The following is a 17073-nucleotide window of genomic DNA, read 5'->3' on the forward strand; positions in this document are numbered from 1 at the left end:
CCAGATGGTGAAAAGTTAACGTAAATCAATATCGACGTACCAACAATCAGTATGGTTAACGGCAGAGAATTTTTTATTCTGCCTACCATTCTAGTTGGGTTAGTAAGCCGGGCCAGGTGAATCAACCGGCCCGGATCCATCGCTTAATCACATTAACGAGTACTATCATGAAAAATCCGTTATTACATGCGCAAGCCACGCTTCCTCAATACAACCGCGACAACCTGCAGACACGCATCGTGCATCTCGGGTTTGGTGCCTTCCATCGCGCGCATCAGGCAGTCTATGCCGATATTCTGGCCGCCGATCACGGCAGTGAGTGGGGCTATTGCGAGGTCAATCTGATTGGCGGCGAGCAGCAGATCGCGGATCTCAAGGCGCAGGATAATCTCTTCACCGTGGCGGAAATGTCTGCCGATGCCTGGACGGCGCGGGTGGTTGGCGTGGTCAAAAAAGCGCTGCATGCCCAGGTGGATGGGCTGGAAGCGGTGCTGGATGCCATGTGCGAGCCGCAGGTGGCGATCGTCTCGTTAACCATCACCGAAAAAGGCTACTGCCATGCCCCGGCTACCGGGCAGTTGATGCTCGATCACCCGCTGATCGCCGCCGATCTGCAAAATCCTCACCAGCCGGTATCCGCCGTGGGTGTGGTGGTAGAAGCGCTGGCGCGACGCAAACAAGCCGGGCTGCCAGCCTTCACCGTGATGTCCTGCGACAACATGCCGGAGAACGGCCATGTGATGCGCAACGTGACCTGCGCCTATGCCCGCGCGGTGAGCGCTGAGCTGGCGGACTGGATCGAAACGCACGTGACTTTCCCGTCAACCATGGTCGACCGTATTGTGCCTGCCGTCACCGCCGATACGCTGAATAAAATCGAACAGATCACCGGCGTGCGCGATCCGGCAGGGGTGGCCTGTGAGCCGTTCCGCCAGTGGGTTATCGAAGACAACTTTGTCGCGGGTCGTCCGGCGTGGGAGAAAGCCGGGGCTGAACTGGTGGCCGATGTGATCCCGTTCGAAGAGATGAAGCTGCGTATGCTGAACGGCAGCCACTCCTTCCTGGCCTACCTGGGCTATCTGGCGGGCTATCAGCACATCAACGACTGCATGGAGGACGCGAACTACAAGCGCGCCGCCCGCGCGCTGATGCTAAACGAGCAGGCCCCGACCCTGAAAGTCACCGGCGTGGATCTCGGACGTTACGCCGATCTATTGATCGAACGCTACAGCAATCCGGCGCTGCGCCACCGTACCTGGCAGATCGCCATGGACGGCAGCCAGAAGCTGCCTCAGCGTATGCTGGATTCCGTGCGCTGGCACCGTGTCCATCAGAAGCCCTTCCCGCTGCTGGCGCTGGGCGTGGCGGGCTGGATGCGTTACGTCGGTGGGGTGGACGAGCGTGGTGAAGCCATCGAGGTGTGCGATCCGCTGCTGCCGGTGATTCAGGCGGCGGTCAAAGGCAGTGCGGAAGGCGAAAGCCGCGTAAAAGCGCTGCTGGGAATTGAGACTATTTTCGGCCAGGAGTTACCGCAGGATAAAGTATTTGTTGATGCGGTGATGAATGCCTACGCGACATTATTAAAAGACGGGGCCAAAGCCACTGTGGCACAATACGCCGCACAGATTTAACCTCTCTTTATGCCGCCGTTCGCGGCGGCATAGTCAATAAACACTTCTTTACTTATCCCGCCTATTTCCTGACCGAGTCGTTTAGGGTTCGTTTCATAAAAACATGTCACTCTGAATATCGTTAACAAGCACATTGTCGATATAAGGAGAAGGGCGTATGTATAAGAAAATATTGATGCCTGTCGATGTCTTTGAAATGGATTTGAGTGATAAGGCTGTGCGTCACGCCGCGTTTCTGGCCCGGGCGGATAATGCTGAAATCACGCTGTTAAATGTTCTTCCGGTCAACAGCCGCGCTCTGCTGCGGGGCTTTTCGTCGGATATCGCTAAGTTCGAAGCCTATATGACCGAAGAGTCAAAGAGAAAGATGAACGAATTAAAGCGGCTCTTTGATGTACCGCCGGAGAGAATGCATACCGAAGTGCGTTTTGGCAGCGTGCGGGATGAAATTATCGCGACGGGGACTGAAGGTAAATTCGATATTATTGTTATCGGTTCGAAAAAGCCTGGCGTGACGACCCATCTGCTGGGTTCGAATGCGGAATCGGTATTACGCTATGCCAAAATTCCGGTATTAGTGGTGCGTTAATCAAATAATTTGCCGCATCCCGAATATTCGACGGGATGCGGAAGTTTTACTCTTCGCTAAACCAGTCGCTGTTTTCCTGACGAATTAACTGCACTGACTCGCCAATTTCCTGCAGATGCAGGGTCATCGCTTTTTCTACCGCATCGGCGTCGCGCTTTTCCAGCGCATTGAAAATATCCAGATGCTGTCGCAGCAACATCTCCGGCGGAGAAACGTGGTCAAGACTCATGTAACGCACCCGGTCCATGGTCGCCTTGATATTCTCGATGGTATCCCACGCCAGCTGGCAGCCAGCAATCTGCGCCAGCTTCTGGTGAAATTCGTCGTCGAGCAGGAAGAAATCATTCAGCTGTTTACGCTCAATGGCGATGCGCTGCTGGTGCAGGTTCTGCTCCAGCTGATAACACTGGTTGTCGTCAACCAGGCCTGCCGCACGACGGACCACGGCGCACTCGATGGCCTGACGGACAAAACAGCCGTTCTGCACCTGGCTGAGGGAGATCTTATTGACGTAGCTGCCGCGCTGGGGGCGGATCTGAATCAGGCCGTTTTCGGCAAGCTTAATAAAGGCTTCGCGAACCGGCTGACGGGAGACATCAAAACGGACCGACACCTCTTTTTCAGAAAGTGGGGTGCCCGGCGGGATCAGACAATGCACGATGTCGCTGCGCAGAATACGATAAATTTGCTGATTAACGGGTTGTGTCGGATTAAGTTGCGATTCAGCGGCCATTCGATGTGATTTCTCAGAGAGTTAACCGGGAAATACTACCATTCTTTTGCCTGGTATCCCAGTCCCGGCCCGCAGGCCGGGCGGGGAAAGATCATCCGCGATGGACGCTCAGGCCAGCAAAGCTCTGAGTAACCGGCATCATTTCAACGGTGTTGATGTTGACATGTTTCGGCAGGGTCGCCACCCACCAGACGGCTTCGGTAACATCTTCCGGGGTCAGGGCGGTGGTATTCTCGTAGGTTTTACCTGCTTTGTCGTCATCGCCTTTAAAGCGGACGTTGGAAAACTCGGTGCCGCCAACCAGGCCCGGCTCGACATCCGTGACGCGGATGGCGGTACCGTGCAGGTCGGTGCGCAGGTTCAGGCTGAACTGGCGCACAAAGGCCTTGGTCGCGCCATAGACGTTGCCGCCCGCATACGGCCAGCTCCCGGCAGTGGATCCGATGTTGATCACGTGACCGCGGTTGCGCTCGACCATGCCAGGCAGCACGGCGCGGGTCATATAGACCAGGCCTTTGTTATTGGTGTCGATCATCGTTTCCCAGTCGTCGACGCTGGCTTTATGCGCAGGCTCAAGTCCCAGCGCCAGCCCGGCGTTGTTAACCAGAACGTCGATATCACGCCACTCTGCCGGCAGGTTGGCAATCATCTCTTCAATGGATGCGCGGTTACGCACGTCCAGCTGTGCGGTCAGAATGCTGTCGCCGAGCTCCTCTTTCAGCTCCTGCAGACGCTCCTGACGACGGCCGGTGGCAATCACCTTATGGCCGTTGGCGACGAAGCGACGCGTGATACTTTCACCAAAACCCGCAGTTGCTCCGGTAACTAAAATTATCATCTCACTGTTCCTCAACGCTTTTTGTGTTGTACTACCATAGCATGTGATCTGACGCAGAGTAAGGTGACTTTTCATGCCCGTATGGCGGCAGATATTGCAGCGCATGTCGGGCTGGCCTACTCTGGTCAGATTCATCATATTCAGGAGTCTGATATGTCTGGCACCAATCCTTTTTTCGCAGACAGCTCGCTGCCGTACCAGGCACCGCATTTTGATCTGATCCGCGACGAGCACTACCGTCCGGCCTTCGACGACGCTATCCGTCAGAAGCGTGAGGAGATCGCGGCGATAGCCGGGTCTGCGGATGCGCCCGATTTCGCCAATACCGTGCTGGCGCTGGAGAAAAGCGGCGCTCTGCTGAGCCGGGTGAGCAGCGTCTTCTTCGCCATGACCTCGGCGCACACCAATGACTATCTGCAGCAGCTGGAAGAGGCGGTCTCAACCGAGCTGGCGGCGCTGGCGAACGATATCTGGCTCAATGATGCGCTCTTTGCCCGCGTGGATGCCATCTACAACGATCGGCAAGCGATGGCGCCGGATACCGAGTCTCTGCGCCTGATTGAAGAACTTCATCAGCGCTTTATTCTAGCCGGAGCCCGGTTGGGCGAGGCGGAAAAGCAGGAGCTGAAGGCGCTTAATACCGAAGCGGCCACTCTGATCAGCCAGTTTAACCAGCGCCTGCTGGCAGCGGACAAAGCGGGTGGGCTGGTGGTGGATTATCAGCACCAGCTGGATGGCCTGAGCCCGGCGGAACAGGCGGCGGCTGCCCAGGCCGCGGCAGAGAAGGGGCTCAGCGACCGCTGGCTCATTCCGCTGTTGAATACCACCCAGCAGCCGGCGCTGCAACAGCTGCGCGATCGTAAGATCAGGGAAAATCTCTTCAAGGCGGCCTGGCTGCGCACGCAAAAAAATGACGGCAACGACACCCGAGAGGTGATCGCCCGGCTGGTGGCCCTGCGTGCCCGCCAGGCGGAACTGCTGGGTTACAGCAACTATGCCAGCTGGAAAGTCGCCGATCAGATGGCAAAAACCCCCGACGCCGCGCTGCAGTTTATGCGCGGGATCGTCCCGGCCGCACGGGGTCGCGCCCTGCAGGAGCAGGCCGACATTCAGAAGGTTATTGATGACGAGCAGGGACATTTCCAGGTGCAGGCCTGGGACTGGTCGTTTTACGCCGAGCGCGTGCGTCTGGCGAAATACGCTCTGGATGAGACGCAGGTTAAACCCTATTTTGCCCTCAACAGGGTCCTGACCGACGGCGTATTCTGGGCGGCGACCCAGCTGTTCGGGATCACCTTTGCCGAGCGCAACGACATTCCCGTCTACCATCCTGACGTGCGCGTCTGGGAGATCTTCGATCACAACGGTGAGGGGTTGGCGCTGTTTTATGGTGATTTTTTTGCCCGCGATTCGAAAGGCGGCGGGGCGTGGATGGGCAACTTTGTCGAGCAATCTAATGAGTTCAATACCCGCCCGGTGATCTACAACGTCTGCAACTATCAAAAACCGGCGGAAGGCCAGCCGGCGCTGATCTCCTGGGATGATGTTATCACCCTGTTCCACGAGTTTGGTCATACTCTGCACGGCCTGTTTGCCAGCCAACGTTACGCCACGCTCTCCGGCACCAACACGCCGCGTGATTTTGTGGAGTTCCCGTCGCAAATCAACGAACACTGGGCCAGCCATCCTGATGTCTTTGCCCACTATGCCCGCCACTATCAGACCGGGGAGCCGATGCCCGACGCCCTGCGCGAGAAAATGCTCAGCGCTACCCAGTTTAATAAAGGCTATGACATGACCGAACTGCTCAGCGCCGCGCTGCTGGATATGAACTGGCACGGCATCGCCGCCAGCGAAGCGCCAGCAGACGTCGAGGCATTCGAAACCGCAGCGCTGAAGCGCGAGCAGCTGGATCTCCCCGCCGTACCGCCGCGCTACCGTAGCAGCTACTTCGCTCATATCTTCGGAGGCGGTTACGCAGCAGGCTATTACGCCTATCTGTGGACCCAAATGCTGGCCGACGACGGCTATCAGTGGTTCGTGGAAGAGGGCGGACTGACCCGCGAAAACGGGAAGAAATTCCGCGAGGCGATTTTGTCGCGCGGGAATAGCACTGATTTAGCTGAACTTTATCGCGCGTGGCGTGGGCACGATCCGCAGATCGAGCCGATGCTGGTGAATCGCGGGTTGAGCTCGTAAGGGCTTTTTAAGGCTGGAAACAGAACCGGGCGCGATGCCCGGTTTTTTGTGCGATTTTTTATTCCCCAAAACTCCTCCAAAATTCCTCCCCAAAATGAATCCTTAAATTCTGCGAAATTTGCAGGGGGATACGGCCCAATTATTCACGTAGCTACACCTTCACTTTCACCCAGTCGAGACCGCGATCGTTGTGATACTACGCTGTCATTCTGTCTGATGAGTGACCCAGTAACTGCTGGGTGTTGATGCCTTGCTCCTCATACAGACGCTCCGAAAGAGAGCGCTGCTCGTGAAACACCCAGTCGAGACCGCGATCGTTGTGATACTACGCTGTCATTCTGTCTGATGAGTGACCCAGTAACTGCTGGGTGTTGATGCCTTGCTCCTCATACAGACGCTCCGAAAGAGAGCGCTGCTCGTGAAACTCTCGTGGCCAGCGCCAGGCTATATCCCAGCTCAACTTCACCTGCGTGCTGCGCTTCTCTGAAAAGATCAATTGATAAATTTTATTCGAAATAGCTAATCACTTTCAAAGTGAACATAATGTTGACTAAATGGTTCGGGACATATGTCTTCAAAGCTGAAATTGAATGATATTATTGTGAATAAAATATTTGCGACAATGTTATTAGCAAATTTATGGGACTTAACCTAAATTAAATTGTGCCAATATGCAGGTTCACACTAACATATATAAGATAATTAATAGCGCAGCAATTCTCTGGGGTTGTTATAGAAATGGAAGAACTTAAATCAAATTCAGTTTCAGATCGCGATTATAATCCCGTTTACGCATCCGCCTCTTCGGGCGATGTTGACGCCCAAATTAAACTCGGAAAAATGTACCGTGACGGCGACGGAGTTGAAAAGGATGGCAAAAAAGCCGTCGAGTGGCTGACAAGAGCTGCAGAGCAGGGTAGTTCAGATGCCCATTACCTTTTGGGCGACATATATGCTTCGGGAAACGGAGTCCCTTTGAGCTATTCAAAAGCCCTGGAGTGGTTCAAATTTCCGTTAGAACATGGCGACTCGGATACTCAGGTTTACGTGGGGTGGCTACACGGAAATGGATTTGGGGTTCCTAAAGATAATTCAAAAGCTGCAGAATATTATGCACTTGCGGCAGAACAGGGTAATAGCACTGGCCAACATAACCTTGGAAACCTTTACGAGCAAGGAATAGGGGTGCCCAAAGATGAAAATAAGGCATTCGAATACTATTCATTGTCAGCGCAACAAGAGGATAGCGATGCCCAGGCGAAATTGGGGGCAATGTACATTGCTCGTCATGACTATGAAAAAGGCAAAGACTACCTTCGCATGGCAGGTAAGAATGGCAACCAAAGCGCACTTGAAACGCTAAAGAAAATTGAAGCGGTTCAAGAAAAACACAGAATCGAAGACAGCACCAGGAAAGTCACCTGCCCTTACTGCAAAAAGCAAAGCGTGTGGGGGGAAAAATTTTGCACCGGTTGCACAGCTCGGATTAGGTACGAACAGGTAAGAAAATATGAATATATAGGTTTAGGTCTAGGTATTGTTTTCGTTGGATTTGCTATAAGTCAGAGCTTTTCATTTAGTGATACAGCCATTATTTTCTTCGCTATATGGTTTCTTTCTCTCATCCTCGGTAAATTGTTCGGTGAAAAAAGACCTATGTTCAGCAGAGACTAAGTCTTCAGCCTTACAGCTCGATTGTATTCTCCTCTGATTTGGGCAGTGAGTTGCAGGCTGGCAGACATTCCGCGAAGCGATTTTGTCACGCGGGAACAGCGCTGATTTAGCTGAACTTTATCGCGCATGGCGTGGGCACGATCCAAAGATTGAACCGATGCTGGTGAATCGCGGGTTGAGCTCGTAGGGTTTTCAGGCGGGAAACAGAACCGGGCGCGATGCCCGGTTTTTTATTGCCACCTGAAACGCGTCGTTTGTGGATTAAACGTTATCGTGGCATGACTCCAGTCTTTATCGGTAAGGATGATCTCTATGCATTGCGTGGCGTAAAGATCGTCGGGTGGAGTGAATGAGGCGTATTCGCTATCCCTGGTTAACCTGAATTCATGCATAGCGGCAATGGCTGTACGTCCTTCACTGTCAATGTTACGAAAGCAGGAAATCCTCGCCTCATAGAATTCGTCAGGCAAACCTTCCAGCATGCATCCGGTAGCCCACTGGAGGAGTTGTTCGGTGGTGTACTCTTTTGGCTCTTCTGACGTTGCTGGAGGATTATCGATTAATCGCTTGAGGGTATTCAGGAATGAAAACATATTAACTCCTTGTTCTTATTGTCTTTAGCATATCATTTAGCGCTGATGACAGGCAGACCAAACGTAATCAGCATAATAGTACCGACACCATCGTGATAACTTATTACACGTTTTATCATTTAAGTTTGCATGCGCTAACCCATTGAGCATTCATCAAATAAAATAATTGCTTACCTCTTTAAGCTCTCGCCTCGCTCGATATAACTATAAGCATGTCTTATATTTTAAAGGCGGCAAGTTACCGCATCTACCCACAGGAGTTCAAAATGAAATCCAACGATCAAGGTGCTAACAAAGATCAGTCTAAGCAGTCACAAAAGAACCCGAAAGACGATCAGTCCCAACAGAAACCGGGTAAAGCTAAGTAGTCTCTCATACTATGTTTGACGGAGGTTTTATGACCGATCGTCCAGATTACGTTGATCCTCTTCCTGATGATGAACCGCTTCCTGATGATGATATTCCTGACGTCCCCGATGTGAATGACCCCCCGGTCGTTGACGATCCTGACGTGACCAGGAAACCGCTATAAAAAACACTTTTAACCGCCTTCGGGCGGTTTTTTATGGGCATATCTGCTCTACTCTTCACCCGAGCCGACTTTACCCGTATGTTGCTGGGTTAACGTAGATATAAGAAGAGAGCGTCAGTCAGGCTTATGGATTTTTCTCCTTTAATGCACGCGTTAGCGGCAGTCACCGTGCAGTGTTTATGCGGCCTGAAATGGGGCCGATGGGGCGTCGGCGGAGCGCTGGGTGCGCTGTGGTTTATCGCCCGGGAGCAGACCCAGGCGGAATACCGCTGGATTGCTCTCTTTGGACACGGCAAGCGCGCCAATATGCCGTGGTGGGGCGGGTTTGACTGGCAGGTCTGGAATATGTCCAGCCTGCTCGACTGGCTGGTGCCGGTGATTGCCTGCACCCTGGTGTGGCTGTTATCCCGTACCTTGCGCCAGAAAAGTGCAATCAAACAGGGGGCACAGAGCAAGGTTGTTTAGCCTTCATTTATATTCGGCATGCTAGCTTGGTCAGGATCCGCAGCCTGGTATGGAATGCCGGGTCCGTAGATATCAAAATACAAATCTATCCATGCAAGCATTTACCGCCAGTCTCTGGCGGTTTTTTTTTGCCCTTTCGCTACAACATGAATTTTTTTCAACACCGATGAATTTTTCTCGTTTGCCGCGGGGCCAGCGCTGTGACATCTTTTGGACATATAGCCATCCAGAAGTCTAAAACTTCAAATAATGAATTATCACTGTCGGCAATTACCTGGCGGCAGTTAAAGGAGATAAGCATGCAGCGACAACACGCCCCGTACCGTGCCGATGTGGTAGGTAGCTTTTTACGTCCCGACGCCATCAAACAGGCGCGAGTGAAATTTGCCAGCGGCGAGATCGACGCTCAACAGCTGCGTGCGGTAGAAGACGAGGCGATTCGTCACGTGGTTGAACAGCAGTGCGCCTGCGGTCTTAATGTGGTGACGGACGGCGAGTTTCGTCGCGCCTGGTGGCACTTTGATTTCTTCGACGGTCTGCAGGGCGTGGAGCGTTACGAATCCGAGCAGGGGATCCAGTTTAACGGCGTGCAGACCAAAGCCCACGGCGTGCGCGTCACCGGCAAGCTGGGCTTCGGCAGCCATCCGATGCTCGACGACTTCCGCTATCTGCAAAGCGTCAGCGGTAATGCTCAGCCGAAGATGACCATCCCGAGCCCGAGCGTGCTGCACTTCCGCGGCGGTCGCAAGGTCATCGACGCCACGGTCTACCCGGATCTGGATGTTTACTTTGATGACCTGGCCCAGACCTGGCGCGATGCCATCCACGCCTTTTATGCGGCGGGCTGCCGCAATCTGCAGCTGGACGACACCGTCTGGGCCTATCTCTGCTCGGACGATCAGCGCCGTCAGATCCTGGAGCGTGGCGATGACCCGGACCAGCTGGCTCGCACCTATGCCCGCGTGCTGAACAAGGCGCTGGAAGGCAAGCCGGACGATCTGACCATCGGGCTGCACGTCTGCCGGGGTAACTTCCGCTCGACCTGGATTTCTGAAGGGGGTTACGAGCCGGTGGCGGAGATCCTGTTTGGCACCGTCAATGTCGATGCGTTCTTCCTGGAATACGATAACGATCGCAGCGGCGATTTTGCCCCGTTACGCTTTATCCGTCCGGGCAAGCAGCAGGTGGTGCTGGGGCTTATCACCACCAAAAGCGGCGAGCTGGAGAACCCGGAAGGGGTGAAAGCGCGTCTTGAAGAGGCGGCGAAATATGTTGCGAAGGACCAGATCTGCCTCAGCCCGCAGTGCGGCTTTGCCTCTACCGAAGAGGGTAACGCCCTGACCGAAGCCCAGCAGTGGGACAAGGTTCGCCTGGTCACCCAGATCGCCAGCGAAGTCTGGTAATCGCTTTTCCACAGCGTTGCATTAATAAAGTGCAACGCTGTGCCATCCTGATCCGCACCTGCCTTTAAAATCCTCTCCCGCCCCCTGAATCTACAGATTTTTCGTTCTGGCATCCTTTTTGCTCTGTCTGATCCTGATTGCTCTTTCTGCGTCCACGCCGTAACGGACGATTTCGCACAGCTTTCTTTTCAGGAGTGAAAATTATGCATCGTCGTACCTTGTTAAAAGCCTTTGCTTTATCGGCCTCCGTCGTGGCCATGGGGATGAGTTTCAGCGTGCAGGCCGCCGACACCATTAAAATTGGCATCATGCATTCGCTCTCCGGAACGATGGCGATTTCCGAAACGCCGCTGAAAGACGTGGCGCTGATGACCATCGACGAAATCAACGCCAAAGGCGGCGTGCTGGGCAAAAAACTGGAGCCGGTGGTGGTTGACCCGGCCTCTAACTGGCCGCTGTTTGCCGAGAAGGCCCGCCAGCTGTTAAGCCAGGATAAGGTTGCGGCAGTGTTCGGCTGCTGGACCTCGGTGTCGCGCAAATCGGTCCTGCCGGTATTTGAAGAGCTGAACGGCCTGCTGTTCTACCCGGTGCAGTACGAAGGGGAAGAGATGTCCCCGAACGTCTTCTACACCGGGGCCGCGCCTAACCAGCAGGCTATTCCGGCGGTGGAATACCTGATGAGCGAGGACGGCGGGGCGGCGAAACGCTTCTTCCTGCTGGGCACCGACTACGTCTACCCGCGCACCACCAACAAAATCCTGCGTGCCTTCCTGCACTCGAAAGGGGTACAGGATAAAGACATCGAAGAGGTCTACACCCCGTTCGGCCACAGCGATTACCAGACCATCGTCGCTAGCATTAAGAAGTTTTCCGCCGCAGGCAAAACCGCGGTGGTCTCCACCATTAACGGCGACTCCAACGTACCGTTCTACAAAGAGCTGGCGAACCAGGGCGTGAAAGCCACCGACGTGCCGGTCGTCGCGTTCTCAGTGGGTGAAGAGGAGCTGCGCGGTATCGATACCAAACCGCTGGTGGGTAACCTGGCGGCGTGGAACTACTTCGAATCGGTGGATAACCCGGCCAACCAGACCTTCGTGGCGGCGTACAAAAACTGGGCGAAAGCGCAGAAACTGCCTAACGCCAATACGGTCGTGACCAACGATCCAATGGAAGCCACCTATGTGGGGATCCACATGTGGGCCCAGGCGGTGGAAAAAGCCGGTACCACCGATGTGGATAAAGTGCGTGCCGCCATGGCAGGCCAGTCCTTCAAAGCCCCGTCGGGCTTCACCCTGACCATGGATGCCACCAACCACCATCTGCATAAGCCGGTGATGATTGGCGAAATCGAAGGCAACGGACAGTTCAACGTGGTGTGGCAGACCGAAGAGCCGGTACGCGCCCAGCCGTGGAGCCCGTATATCGCCGGGAATGACAAAAAGCCCGACACGCCGATGAAAACAGCCAGCAACTGATTGCGGATCTTAAAGGGGTAAAGCCATGAACGTCATGCGCACGATCTTCGCTCTCGTATGGCTTGCCGGACTGCTGCCAGGGATGGCGCAGGCAACGGACGCCGATAACTTTGTTGCCGCCAGCCGCAGCCAGCAGGCCGTGCTGCTGGAGCAGTGGGCCGCCGCGCCGGATCCGGCCAGGCTGCCGCTGCTGCGGGCGCTAGAGCAAGAGAACCTCGTTGTCGACGACAACAAACACGCCTTTACCCGCCAGGACGGCGGGGTAATTGCCCTGGGTGATGCCGCTCAGGCGCAGGGCTCCACCAAAGCGGTGCGTCTGACTAACCGCCTCAGGGTGCTGGCCGCCACCGCCCTCGCCACCCATCAGCTTACAGGTGACAGTGTCACCGAAAGGCTGGCGGCCGCGCGGCAGCTGCAGCGCGATCCCCAGCCGCAGATGCTGCCTTTCTTACAACGCCAGCTGGCGAGCGAAAGTGACGATACCGTGCGTCAGGTGCTGAGCCTCGCCGTCGCCAGCCTGCAACTGACCAGCCAGCAACCGGCGGTGCGTAAGCAGGCCGTGACGCTGCTGGGTAAATCGAGCGATCCGGAAGTACAGGCCCGTCTGCTGCCTTACACCCGCGCGCAGACGGAGCCGGATGCCGGGGTCCGCGAAGCCGCAGCGGAAAGCCTGCGCCAGATCGAACATCGCCAGACAATCAGCGACCTGCTGGGCCAGGCCTTTATGGGCCTGTCGCTGGGCTCCATTCTGCTGCTGGCGGCGCTCGGGCTGGCGATCACCTACGGGCTGCTGGGGGTCATCAATATGGCCCACGGCGAAATGCTGATGCTCGGAGCCTATGCCACCTGGCTGGTGCAGCAGGCGATGGCGCAGTTTACCCCGCAGTGGCTCACCTTTTATCCGCTGGTGGCGCTGCCGGTAGCCTTTATGCTGACCGCGACCGTGGGCATGGCCCTTGAGCGCACGGTGATCCGCCATCTGTATGGTCGACCGCTGGAGACGCTGCTTGCCACATGGGGCATCAGCCTGATGCTGATCCAGCTGGTGCGGATGCTCTTTGGCGCGCAGAACCTCGAGGTGGCGAACCCGGCGTGGCTCTCCGGCGGCGTGCAGGTGTACGCCAGCCTGATCCTGCCGTGGAACCGGCTGGTGGTGCTCGGCTTTGTGCTGCTGGTGCTGTTCTTCACCTGGCTCATCCTCAATAAAACCCGTTTAGGGCTGAACGTGCGGGCGGTGACGCAGAACCGCAGTATGGCGGCCTGCTGCGGCGTGCCTACCGGGCGCGTCGACATGCTGGCCTTCGGGCTGGGCTCCGGGATTGCCGGTCTCGGCGGCGTGGCGCTGTCGCAGCTGGGCAACGTCGGGCCGGAGCTGGGCCAGGGCTACATCATCGACTCGTTCCTGGTGGTGGTGCTCGGCGGCGTCGGGCAACTGGCCGGGAGCGTGGCGGCTGCCTTTGGGCTGGGGATTTTCAATAAGATCCTCGAGCCGCAGATGGGTGCCGTGCTGGGTAAAATCGTGATTCTGGTGGCGATCGTTCTGTTTATTCAGAAGCGTCCGCAGGGGTTATTTGCACTGAAAGGGAGGGTAATCGACTGATGAGCCAGCCAATGACCTTAACGCTGGCGCGCAAGGCGCCGCGCAGCGTATCGATACTCGGCGCCCTGATCCTTGCGGCACTGCTGGTGCTGCCGTTTCTGGCCCTGCTGCCCGCCAGCCATCCGCTGGCGGTCTCCACCTGGATGCTGACGCTGGTGGGTAAGATCCTCTGCTACGCCATTGTCGCCGTGGCCCTCGATCTGGTGTGGGGCTACGCCGGGATGCTGTCGCTCGGCCACGGCCTGTTTTTTGCCCTCGGCGGCTACGCCATGGGGATGTACCTGATGCGCCAGGCCGCGGGCGACGGCTTACCGGCCTTTATGTCGTTCCTCTCCTGGAGCGAGCTGCCCTGGTACTGGTGGGGCACCCAGCATTTTGCCTGGGCGCTGGTGCTGATTGTGCTGGTGCCGGGCCTGCTGGCGCTGCTGTTCGGCTGGTTTGCCTTCCGCTCAAAAATCAAAGGGGTCTATTTCTCGATCATGACCCAGGCGCTGACCTTCGCCGGGATGCTGCTGTTCTTTCGTAATGAAACCGGCTTTGGTGGCAACAACGGCTTTACCGGCTTCACCACGCTGCTGGGCTTCTCCGTGACCGCCACCTCAACGCGCATCGGGCTGTTTATTGCCACCGTGCTGCTGCTGGCCGCGTCGCTGGCGGTGGGCTATGCGCTGGCGAAAAGCAAATTTGGCCGCATTCTGACCGCGGTGCGCGATGCGGAAAACCGGCTGACCTTCTGCGGCTACGATCCCCGCGGCTTTAAGCTGCTGGTCTGGACCTTATCTGCGGTGCTGTGCGGACTTGCCGGGGCGTTGTACGTTCCGCAGGTTGGCATCATTAACCCCGGCGAGATGTCGCCCACCAACTCCATCGAAGCGGCGATCTGGGTGGCCCTCGGCGGACGCGGCACCCTGATCGGCCCGGTGATTGGCGCCGCGCTGGTGAACGGGGCGAAAAGCCTCTTTACGGTGGTGATGCCGGAGTACTGGCAGCTGTTTCTGGGGCTGATCTTTATTGCGGTCACGCTGTTTTTACCGCGCGGGGTCATGGGCCTGTTGCGCAAAGGAGATAAATGATGCAGCCAGCCGAAGCGTTATTTACCCGCCAGCTTCCCGGGGATCGCTATCGCGACCAGACCGACCCGGTATTGCAGCTGGAGGGGATCAACGTCAGCTTTGACGGTTTTAAGGCGCTGACCGACCTGTCGCTGAACATCGGCGTGGGCGAGCTGCGCTGCGTGATTGGCCCTAACGGCGCGGGCAAAACCACACTGATGGACGTCATCACCGGTAAAACGCGGCCCCAGAGCGGGCGGGCGATTTACGATCAGTCCACGGATCTCACGACACTCGATTCAATAGCCATTGCCCGCCAGGGCATCGGGCGTAAGTTCCAGAAGCCGACGGTGTTTGAAGCCCTGACGGTGTGGGAAAACCTCGAGCTGGCGATGAAAGGCGATAAATCGGTGTGGGCCAGCCTGCGCGCCCGGTTGAGCAGCGAGCAGGGCGACCGCATCAACGAGATGCTGAGCCTGTTGCGGCTTGGGGCGGAGCGTCATCGCCGGGCTGGGCTGTTGTCCCACGGCCAGAAGCAGTTTCTCGAGATCGGCATGCTGCTGGTGCAGGAGCCGCACCTGCTGCTGCTGGACGAACCGGCCGCCGGGATGACCGACGCCGAGACCGAGTACACCGCCGAGCTGTTTCGCACCCTGGCGGGCAAACACTCCCTGATGGTAGTGGAGCATGACATGGGCTTTGTCGAAACCATTGCCGATCACGTCACGGTTCTTCATCAGGGCCGGGTGCTGGCGGAGGGCTCGCTGCGCGAGGTGCAGGCCAACGAGCAGGTGATTGAAGTCTATCTTGGACGCTGAGGAGCGCGGATGCTTAAGGTTAACGAACTGAATCAGTATTACGGCGGAAGCCATATCCTGCGCGGGGTCAGTTTTGAGGCGCTGCCCGGCGAAGTTACCTGTCTGCTCGGGCGCAACGGGGTGGGTAAAACCACGCTCCTGAAGTGCCTGATGGGGCTGATCCCGGCGCGCAACGGCGAGATCCTCTGGCAGGGCAAAAATCTCACCCAGGCCAGACCGCACCAGCGGGTGCAGGCGGGTGTGGCCTACGTGCCCCAGGGGCGGGACATTTTCCCCCGCCTGACGGTGGAGGAGAATCTGTTACTGGGGCTGTCGCGTTTCCCGGCAAAAGAGGCGAAGCAGGTGCCGGACGAGATCTGGCGGCTGTTTCCGGTTTTACAGGAGATGAAGCAGCGCCGGGGCGGCGATCTCTCGGGCGGCCAGCAACAGCAGCTGGCGATTGGACGGGCGCTTGCCAGCCGTCCGCAACTGCTCATTCTGGACGAGCCGACAGAGGGCATTCAGCCATCGGTAATCAAGGAGATTGGCCAGGTGATCCGCCAGCTAGCCAACCGTGGCGACATGGCGATCCTGCTGGTGGAGCAGTTCTATGACTTTGCCGCCGAACTGGCCGACAGCTATCTGCTGATGTCCCGGGGAAGCATTATTCAGCGCGGACGCGGCGAGAATATGGAGCAGGAGGGGGTACGCGGCCTGGTGGCGATTTAACAGGGTTGTTTTGTGCAATGTTATAATATAACATCCTCACTCTCTAAACGGAGTGAGGACATTATCTTGGCAGGACATATTGGTAAATTTGCAATAACTCTGGGGGCAATGCTGGTCAGCGGCCAGCTCTATGCCCATTCGCATGGACATCAAATGACCGAAGCGGAACAAAAAGCGGCGAACGGCGTATTTGAAGATAAAGACGTCAAGGATCGCCCGCTCTCCAACTGGGACGGCGTCTGGCAGTCGGTCTATCCGTTTTTGCTGAGCGGCGATCTCGACCCGGTATTTAAAAAGAAAGCCGAGAAAGAGAAGAGCAAAACCTTTGAGCAGGTAAAAGCTTATTACCGCACCGGTTATGCCACCGACGTCGAGAGCATCGGCATTGAAAATAACGTGATGGAGTTTCATCGCGGGAAAAACGTCGCCAGCTGTGAGTATGTCTCTAATGGCTACAAGATCCTGACCTACGCGTCGGGCAAAAAAGGCGTGCGCTATTTGTTTGAATGTAAGGACGCCAGCAGTCAGGCACCGAAATTTGTCCAGTTCAGCGACCATATTATCGGCCCGCGCCAGTCCAGCCATTTCCATATCTTTATGGGCAACACCTCCCACGAGGCGTTATTAAAAGAGATGGATAACTGGCCGACCTATTATCCAAACGAAATGTATAAAGAGCAGGTTGTCGAGGAGATGTTGCACCATTAATTTCGGTGCGGCCTGTGTGCCGGGTGGCGGCTCCGCCTTACCCGGCCTACGTTTT

16 protein-coding genes and 1 pseudogene are annotated in these 17073 nt (G+C 56.2%); 14 read left to right on the forward strand and 3 right to left on the reverse strand.

Annotated elements, in window-relative coordinates; all coding sequences use genetic code 11:
- Positions 1 to 167 precede the first annotated feature (167 nt).
- Both FHN83_RS22825 and FHN83_RS22830 read left to right on the forward strand, forming a co-directional pair.
- Entirely contained in the window at positions 168 to 1631 is a 1464-nt protein-coding gene (locus FHN83_RS22825) for a mannitol dehydrogenase family protein (RefSeq protein ID WP_139565027.1), read from the forward strand.
- Between the two features lie 157 nt (positions 1632 to 1788).
- Positions 1789 to 2220, forward strand: coding sequence for a universal stress protein (locus tag FHN83_RS22830; protein WP_039029247.1), 432 nt, complete (start codon positions 1789 to 1791; stop codon positions 2218 to 2220).
- Positions 2221 to 2266: 46 nt separating this feature from the next.
- Here the strand turns inward: FHN83_RS22830 and FHN83_RS22835 are convergent, their stop codons facing one another.
- Positions 2267 to 2953, reverse strand: coding sequence for a GntR family transcriptional regulator (locus tag FHN83_RS22835; protein WP_039029248.1), 687 nt, complete (start codon positions 2951 to 2953; stop codon positions 2267 to 2269).
- A gap of 91 nt (positions 2954 to 3044) precedes the next feature.
- Positions 3045 to 3791, reverse strand: coding sequence for a bifunctional NADP-dependent 3-hydroxy acid dehydrogenase/3-hydroxypropionate dehydrogenase YdfG (gene ydfG, locus FHN83_RS22840; protein ID WP_139565028.1), 747 nt, complete (start codon positions 3789 to 3791; stop codon positions 3045 to 3047).
- Between the two features lie 153 nt (positions 3792 to 3944).
- Between ydfG and dcp the strand changes: the two genes are divergently transcribed.
- The 3 genes and pseudogenes from dcp to FHN83_RS28710 all read left to right on the forward strand — a co-directional run.
- On the forward strand, positions 3945 to 5990 hold the full coding sequence (dcp, locus tag FHN83_RS22845) for a peptidyl-dipeptidase Dcp (RefSeq protein ID WP_139565029.1): 2046 nt from the start codon (positions 3945 to 3947) through the stop codon (positions 5988 to 5990).
- Between the two features lie 738 nt (positions 5991 to 6728).
- On the forward strand, positions 6729 to 7664 hold the full coding sequence (locus FHN83_RS22860) for a tetratricopeptide repeat protein (RefSeq protein WP_139565030.1): 936 nt from the start codon (positions 6729 to 6731) through the stop codon (positions 7662 to 7664).
- A 61-nt stretch (positions 7665 to 7725) separates the two neighbouring features.
- Positions 7726 to 7851 (forward strand): annotated as a pseudogene (locus FHN83_RS28710) (hypothetical protein); the annotation flags it as partial.
- Positions 7852 to 7894: 43 nt separating this feature from the next.
- On the opposite strand, the gene FHN83_RS22870 reads toward FHN83_RS28710, so the two are convergent.
- On the reverse strand, positions 7895 to 8257 hold the full coding sequence (locus FHN83_RS22870) for a hypothetical protein (protein ID WP_255296465.1): 363 nt from the start codon (positions 8255 to 8257) through the stop codon (positions 7895 to 7897).
- A gap of 397 nt (positions 8258 to 8654) precedes the next feature.
- Here FHN83_RS22870 and FHN83_RS28715 point away from each other — a divergent pair, with 397 nt between their 5' ends.
- From FHN83_RS28715 to zinT, 9 genes are all read left to right on the forward strand, one after another.
- On the forward strand, positions 8655 to 8789 hold the full coding sequence (locus tag FHN83_RS28715) for a hypothetical protein (RefSeq protein ID WP_255296466.1): 135 nt from the start codon (positions 8655 to 8657) through the stop codon (positions 8787 to 8789).
- 126 nt (positions 8790 to 8915) lie between these two features.
- Positions 8916 to 9254 carry a hypothetical protein gene (locus tag FHN83_RS22875; RefSeq protein WP_139565031.1) on the forward strand — a complete coding sequence of 113 codons (339 nt, stop codon included), beginning with the start codon at positions 8916 to 8918 and terminating at the stop codon, positions 9252 to 9254.
- Between the two features lie 299 nt (positions 9255 to 9553).
- Complete coding sequence (locus FHN83_RS22880) at positions 9554 to 10657, forward strand: cobalamin-independent methionine synthase II family protein (protein WP_139565032.1); 1104 nt, start codon at positions 9554 to 9556, stop codon at positions 10655 to 10657.
- 203 nt (positions 10658 to 10860) lie between these two features.
- Complete coding sequence (gene urtA, locus FHN83_RS22885; RefSeq protein WP_139565033.1) at positions 10861 to 12132, forward strand: urea ABC transporter substrate-binding protein; 1272 nt, start codon at positions 10861 to 10863, stop codon at positions 12130 to 12132.
- 25 nt (positions 12133 to 12157) lie between these two features.
- Positions 12158 to 13732: an urea ABC transporter permease subunit UrtB gene (gene urtB / locus FHN83_RS22890; protein WP_139565034.1), complete on the forward strand. Its 1575-nt coding sequence runs from the start codon at positions 12158 to 12160 to the stop codon at positions 13730 to 13732.
- A complete protein-coding gene (urtC, locus tag FHN83_RS22895; RefSeq protein WP_138368896.1) occupies positions 13732 to 14805 on the forward strand; it encodes an urea ABC transporter permease subunit UrtC in 1074 nt (357 codons plus the stop codon). Before urtB ends, urtC begins: the two co-directional genes overlap by 1 nt.
- Positions 14805 to 15602, forward strand: a complete 798-nt coding sequence (gene urtD / locus FHN83_RS22900) for an urea ABC transporter ATP-binding protein UrtD (RefSeq protein ID WP_138369238.1) — start codon at positions 14805 to 14807, stop codon at positions 15600 to 15602. Before urtC ends, urtD begins: the two co-directional genes overlap by 1 nt.
- Positions 15603 to 15611: 9 nt before the next feature.
- Complete coding sequence (urtE, locus tag FHN83_RS22905; RefSeq protein ID WP_039028832.1) at positions 15612 to 16310, forward strand: urea ABC transporter ATP-binding subunit UrtE; 699 nt, start codon at positions 15612 to 15614, stop codon at positions 16308 to 16310.
- Between the two features lie 66 nt (positions 16311 to 16376).
- Positions 16377 to 17018, forward strand: a complete 642-nt coding sequence (gene zinT / locus FHN83_RS22910) for a metal-binding protein ZinT (protein ID WP_138368898.1) — start codon at positions 16377 to 16379, stop codon at positions 17016 to 17018.
- The last annotated feature ends 55 nt before the right edge of the window (positions 17019 to 17073 follow it).

Origin of the sequence: Leclercia adecarboxylata (assembly GCF_006171285.1) — a bacterium.
Taxonomy (GTDB): domain Bacteria; phylum Pseudomonadota; class Gammaproteobacteria; order Enterobacterales; family Enterobacteriaceae; genus Enterobacter; species Enterobacter barmai.

What these genes read in the sequence shown, in the direction of transcription:
- FHN83_RS22825 (WP_139565027.1), top strand. Translation starts at nt 168, where the DNA reads ATGAAAAATCCGTTATTACATGCGCAAGCCACGCTTCCTCAATACAAC.
- FHN83_RS22830 (WP_039029247.1), top strand. Translation starts at nt 1,789, where the DNA reads ATGTATAAGAAAATATTGATGCCTGTCGATGTCTTTGAAATGGATTTG.
- FHN83_RS22835 (WP_039029248.1), bottom strand. Translation starts at nt 2,953, where the DNA reads ATGGCCGCTGAATCGCAACTTAATCCGACACAACCCGTTAATCAGCAA.
- ydfG (WP_139565028.1), bottom strand. Translation starts at nt 3,791, where the DNA reads ATGATAATTTTAGTTACCGGAGCAACTGCGGGTTTTGGTGAAAGTATC.
- dcp (WP_139565029.1), top strand. Translation starts at nt 3,945, where the DNA reads ATGTCTGGCACCAATCCTTTTTTCGCAGACAGCTCGCTGCCGTACCAG.
- FHN83_RS22860 (WP_139565030.1), top strand. Translation starts at nt 6,729, where the DNA reads ATGGAAGAACTTAAATCAAATTCAGTTTCAGATCGCGATTATAATCCC.
- FHN83_RS22870 (WP_255296465.1), bottom strand. Translation starts at nt 8,257, where the DNA reads ATGTTTTCATTCCTGAATACCCTCAAGCGATTAATCGATAATCCTCCA.
- FHN83_RS28715 (WP_255296466.1), top strand. Translation starts at nt 8,655, where the DNA reads ATGACCGATCGTCCAGATTACGTTGATCCTCTTCCTGATGATGAACCG.
- FHN83_RS22875 (WP_139565031.1), top strand. Translation starts at nt 8,916, where the DNA reads ATGGATTTTTCTCCTTTAATGCACGCGTTAGCGGCAGTCACCGTGCAG.
- FHN83_RS22880 (WP_139565032.1), top strand. Translation starts at nt 9,554, where the DNA reads ATGCAGCGACAACACGCCCCGTACCGTGCCGATGTGGTAGGTAGCTTT.
- urtA (WP_139565033.1), top strand. Translation starts at nt 10,861, where the DNA reads ATGCATCGTCGTACCTTGTTAAAAGCCTTTGCTTTATCGGCCTCCGTC.
- urtB (WP_139565034.1), top strand. Translation starts at nt 12,158, where the DNA reads ATGAACGTCATGCGCACGATCTTCGCTCTCGTATGGCTTGCCGGACTG.
- urtC (WP_138368896.1), top strand. Translation starts at nt 13,732, where the DNA reads ATGAGCCAGCCAATGACCTTAACGCTGGCGCGCAAGGCGCCGCGCAGC.
- urtD (WP_138369238.1), top strand. Translation starts at nt 14,805, where the DNA reads ATGCAGCCAGCCGAAGCGTTATTTACCCGCCAGCTTCCCGGGGATCGC.
- urtE (WP_039028832.1), top strand. Translation starts at nt 15,612, where the DNA reads ATGCTTAAGGTTAACGAACTGAATCAGTATTACGGCGGAAGCCATATC.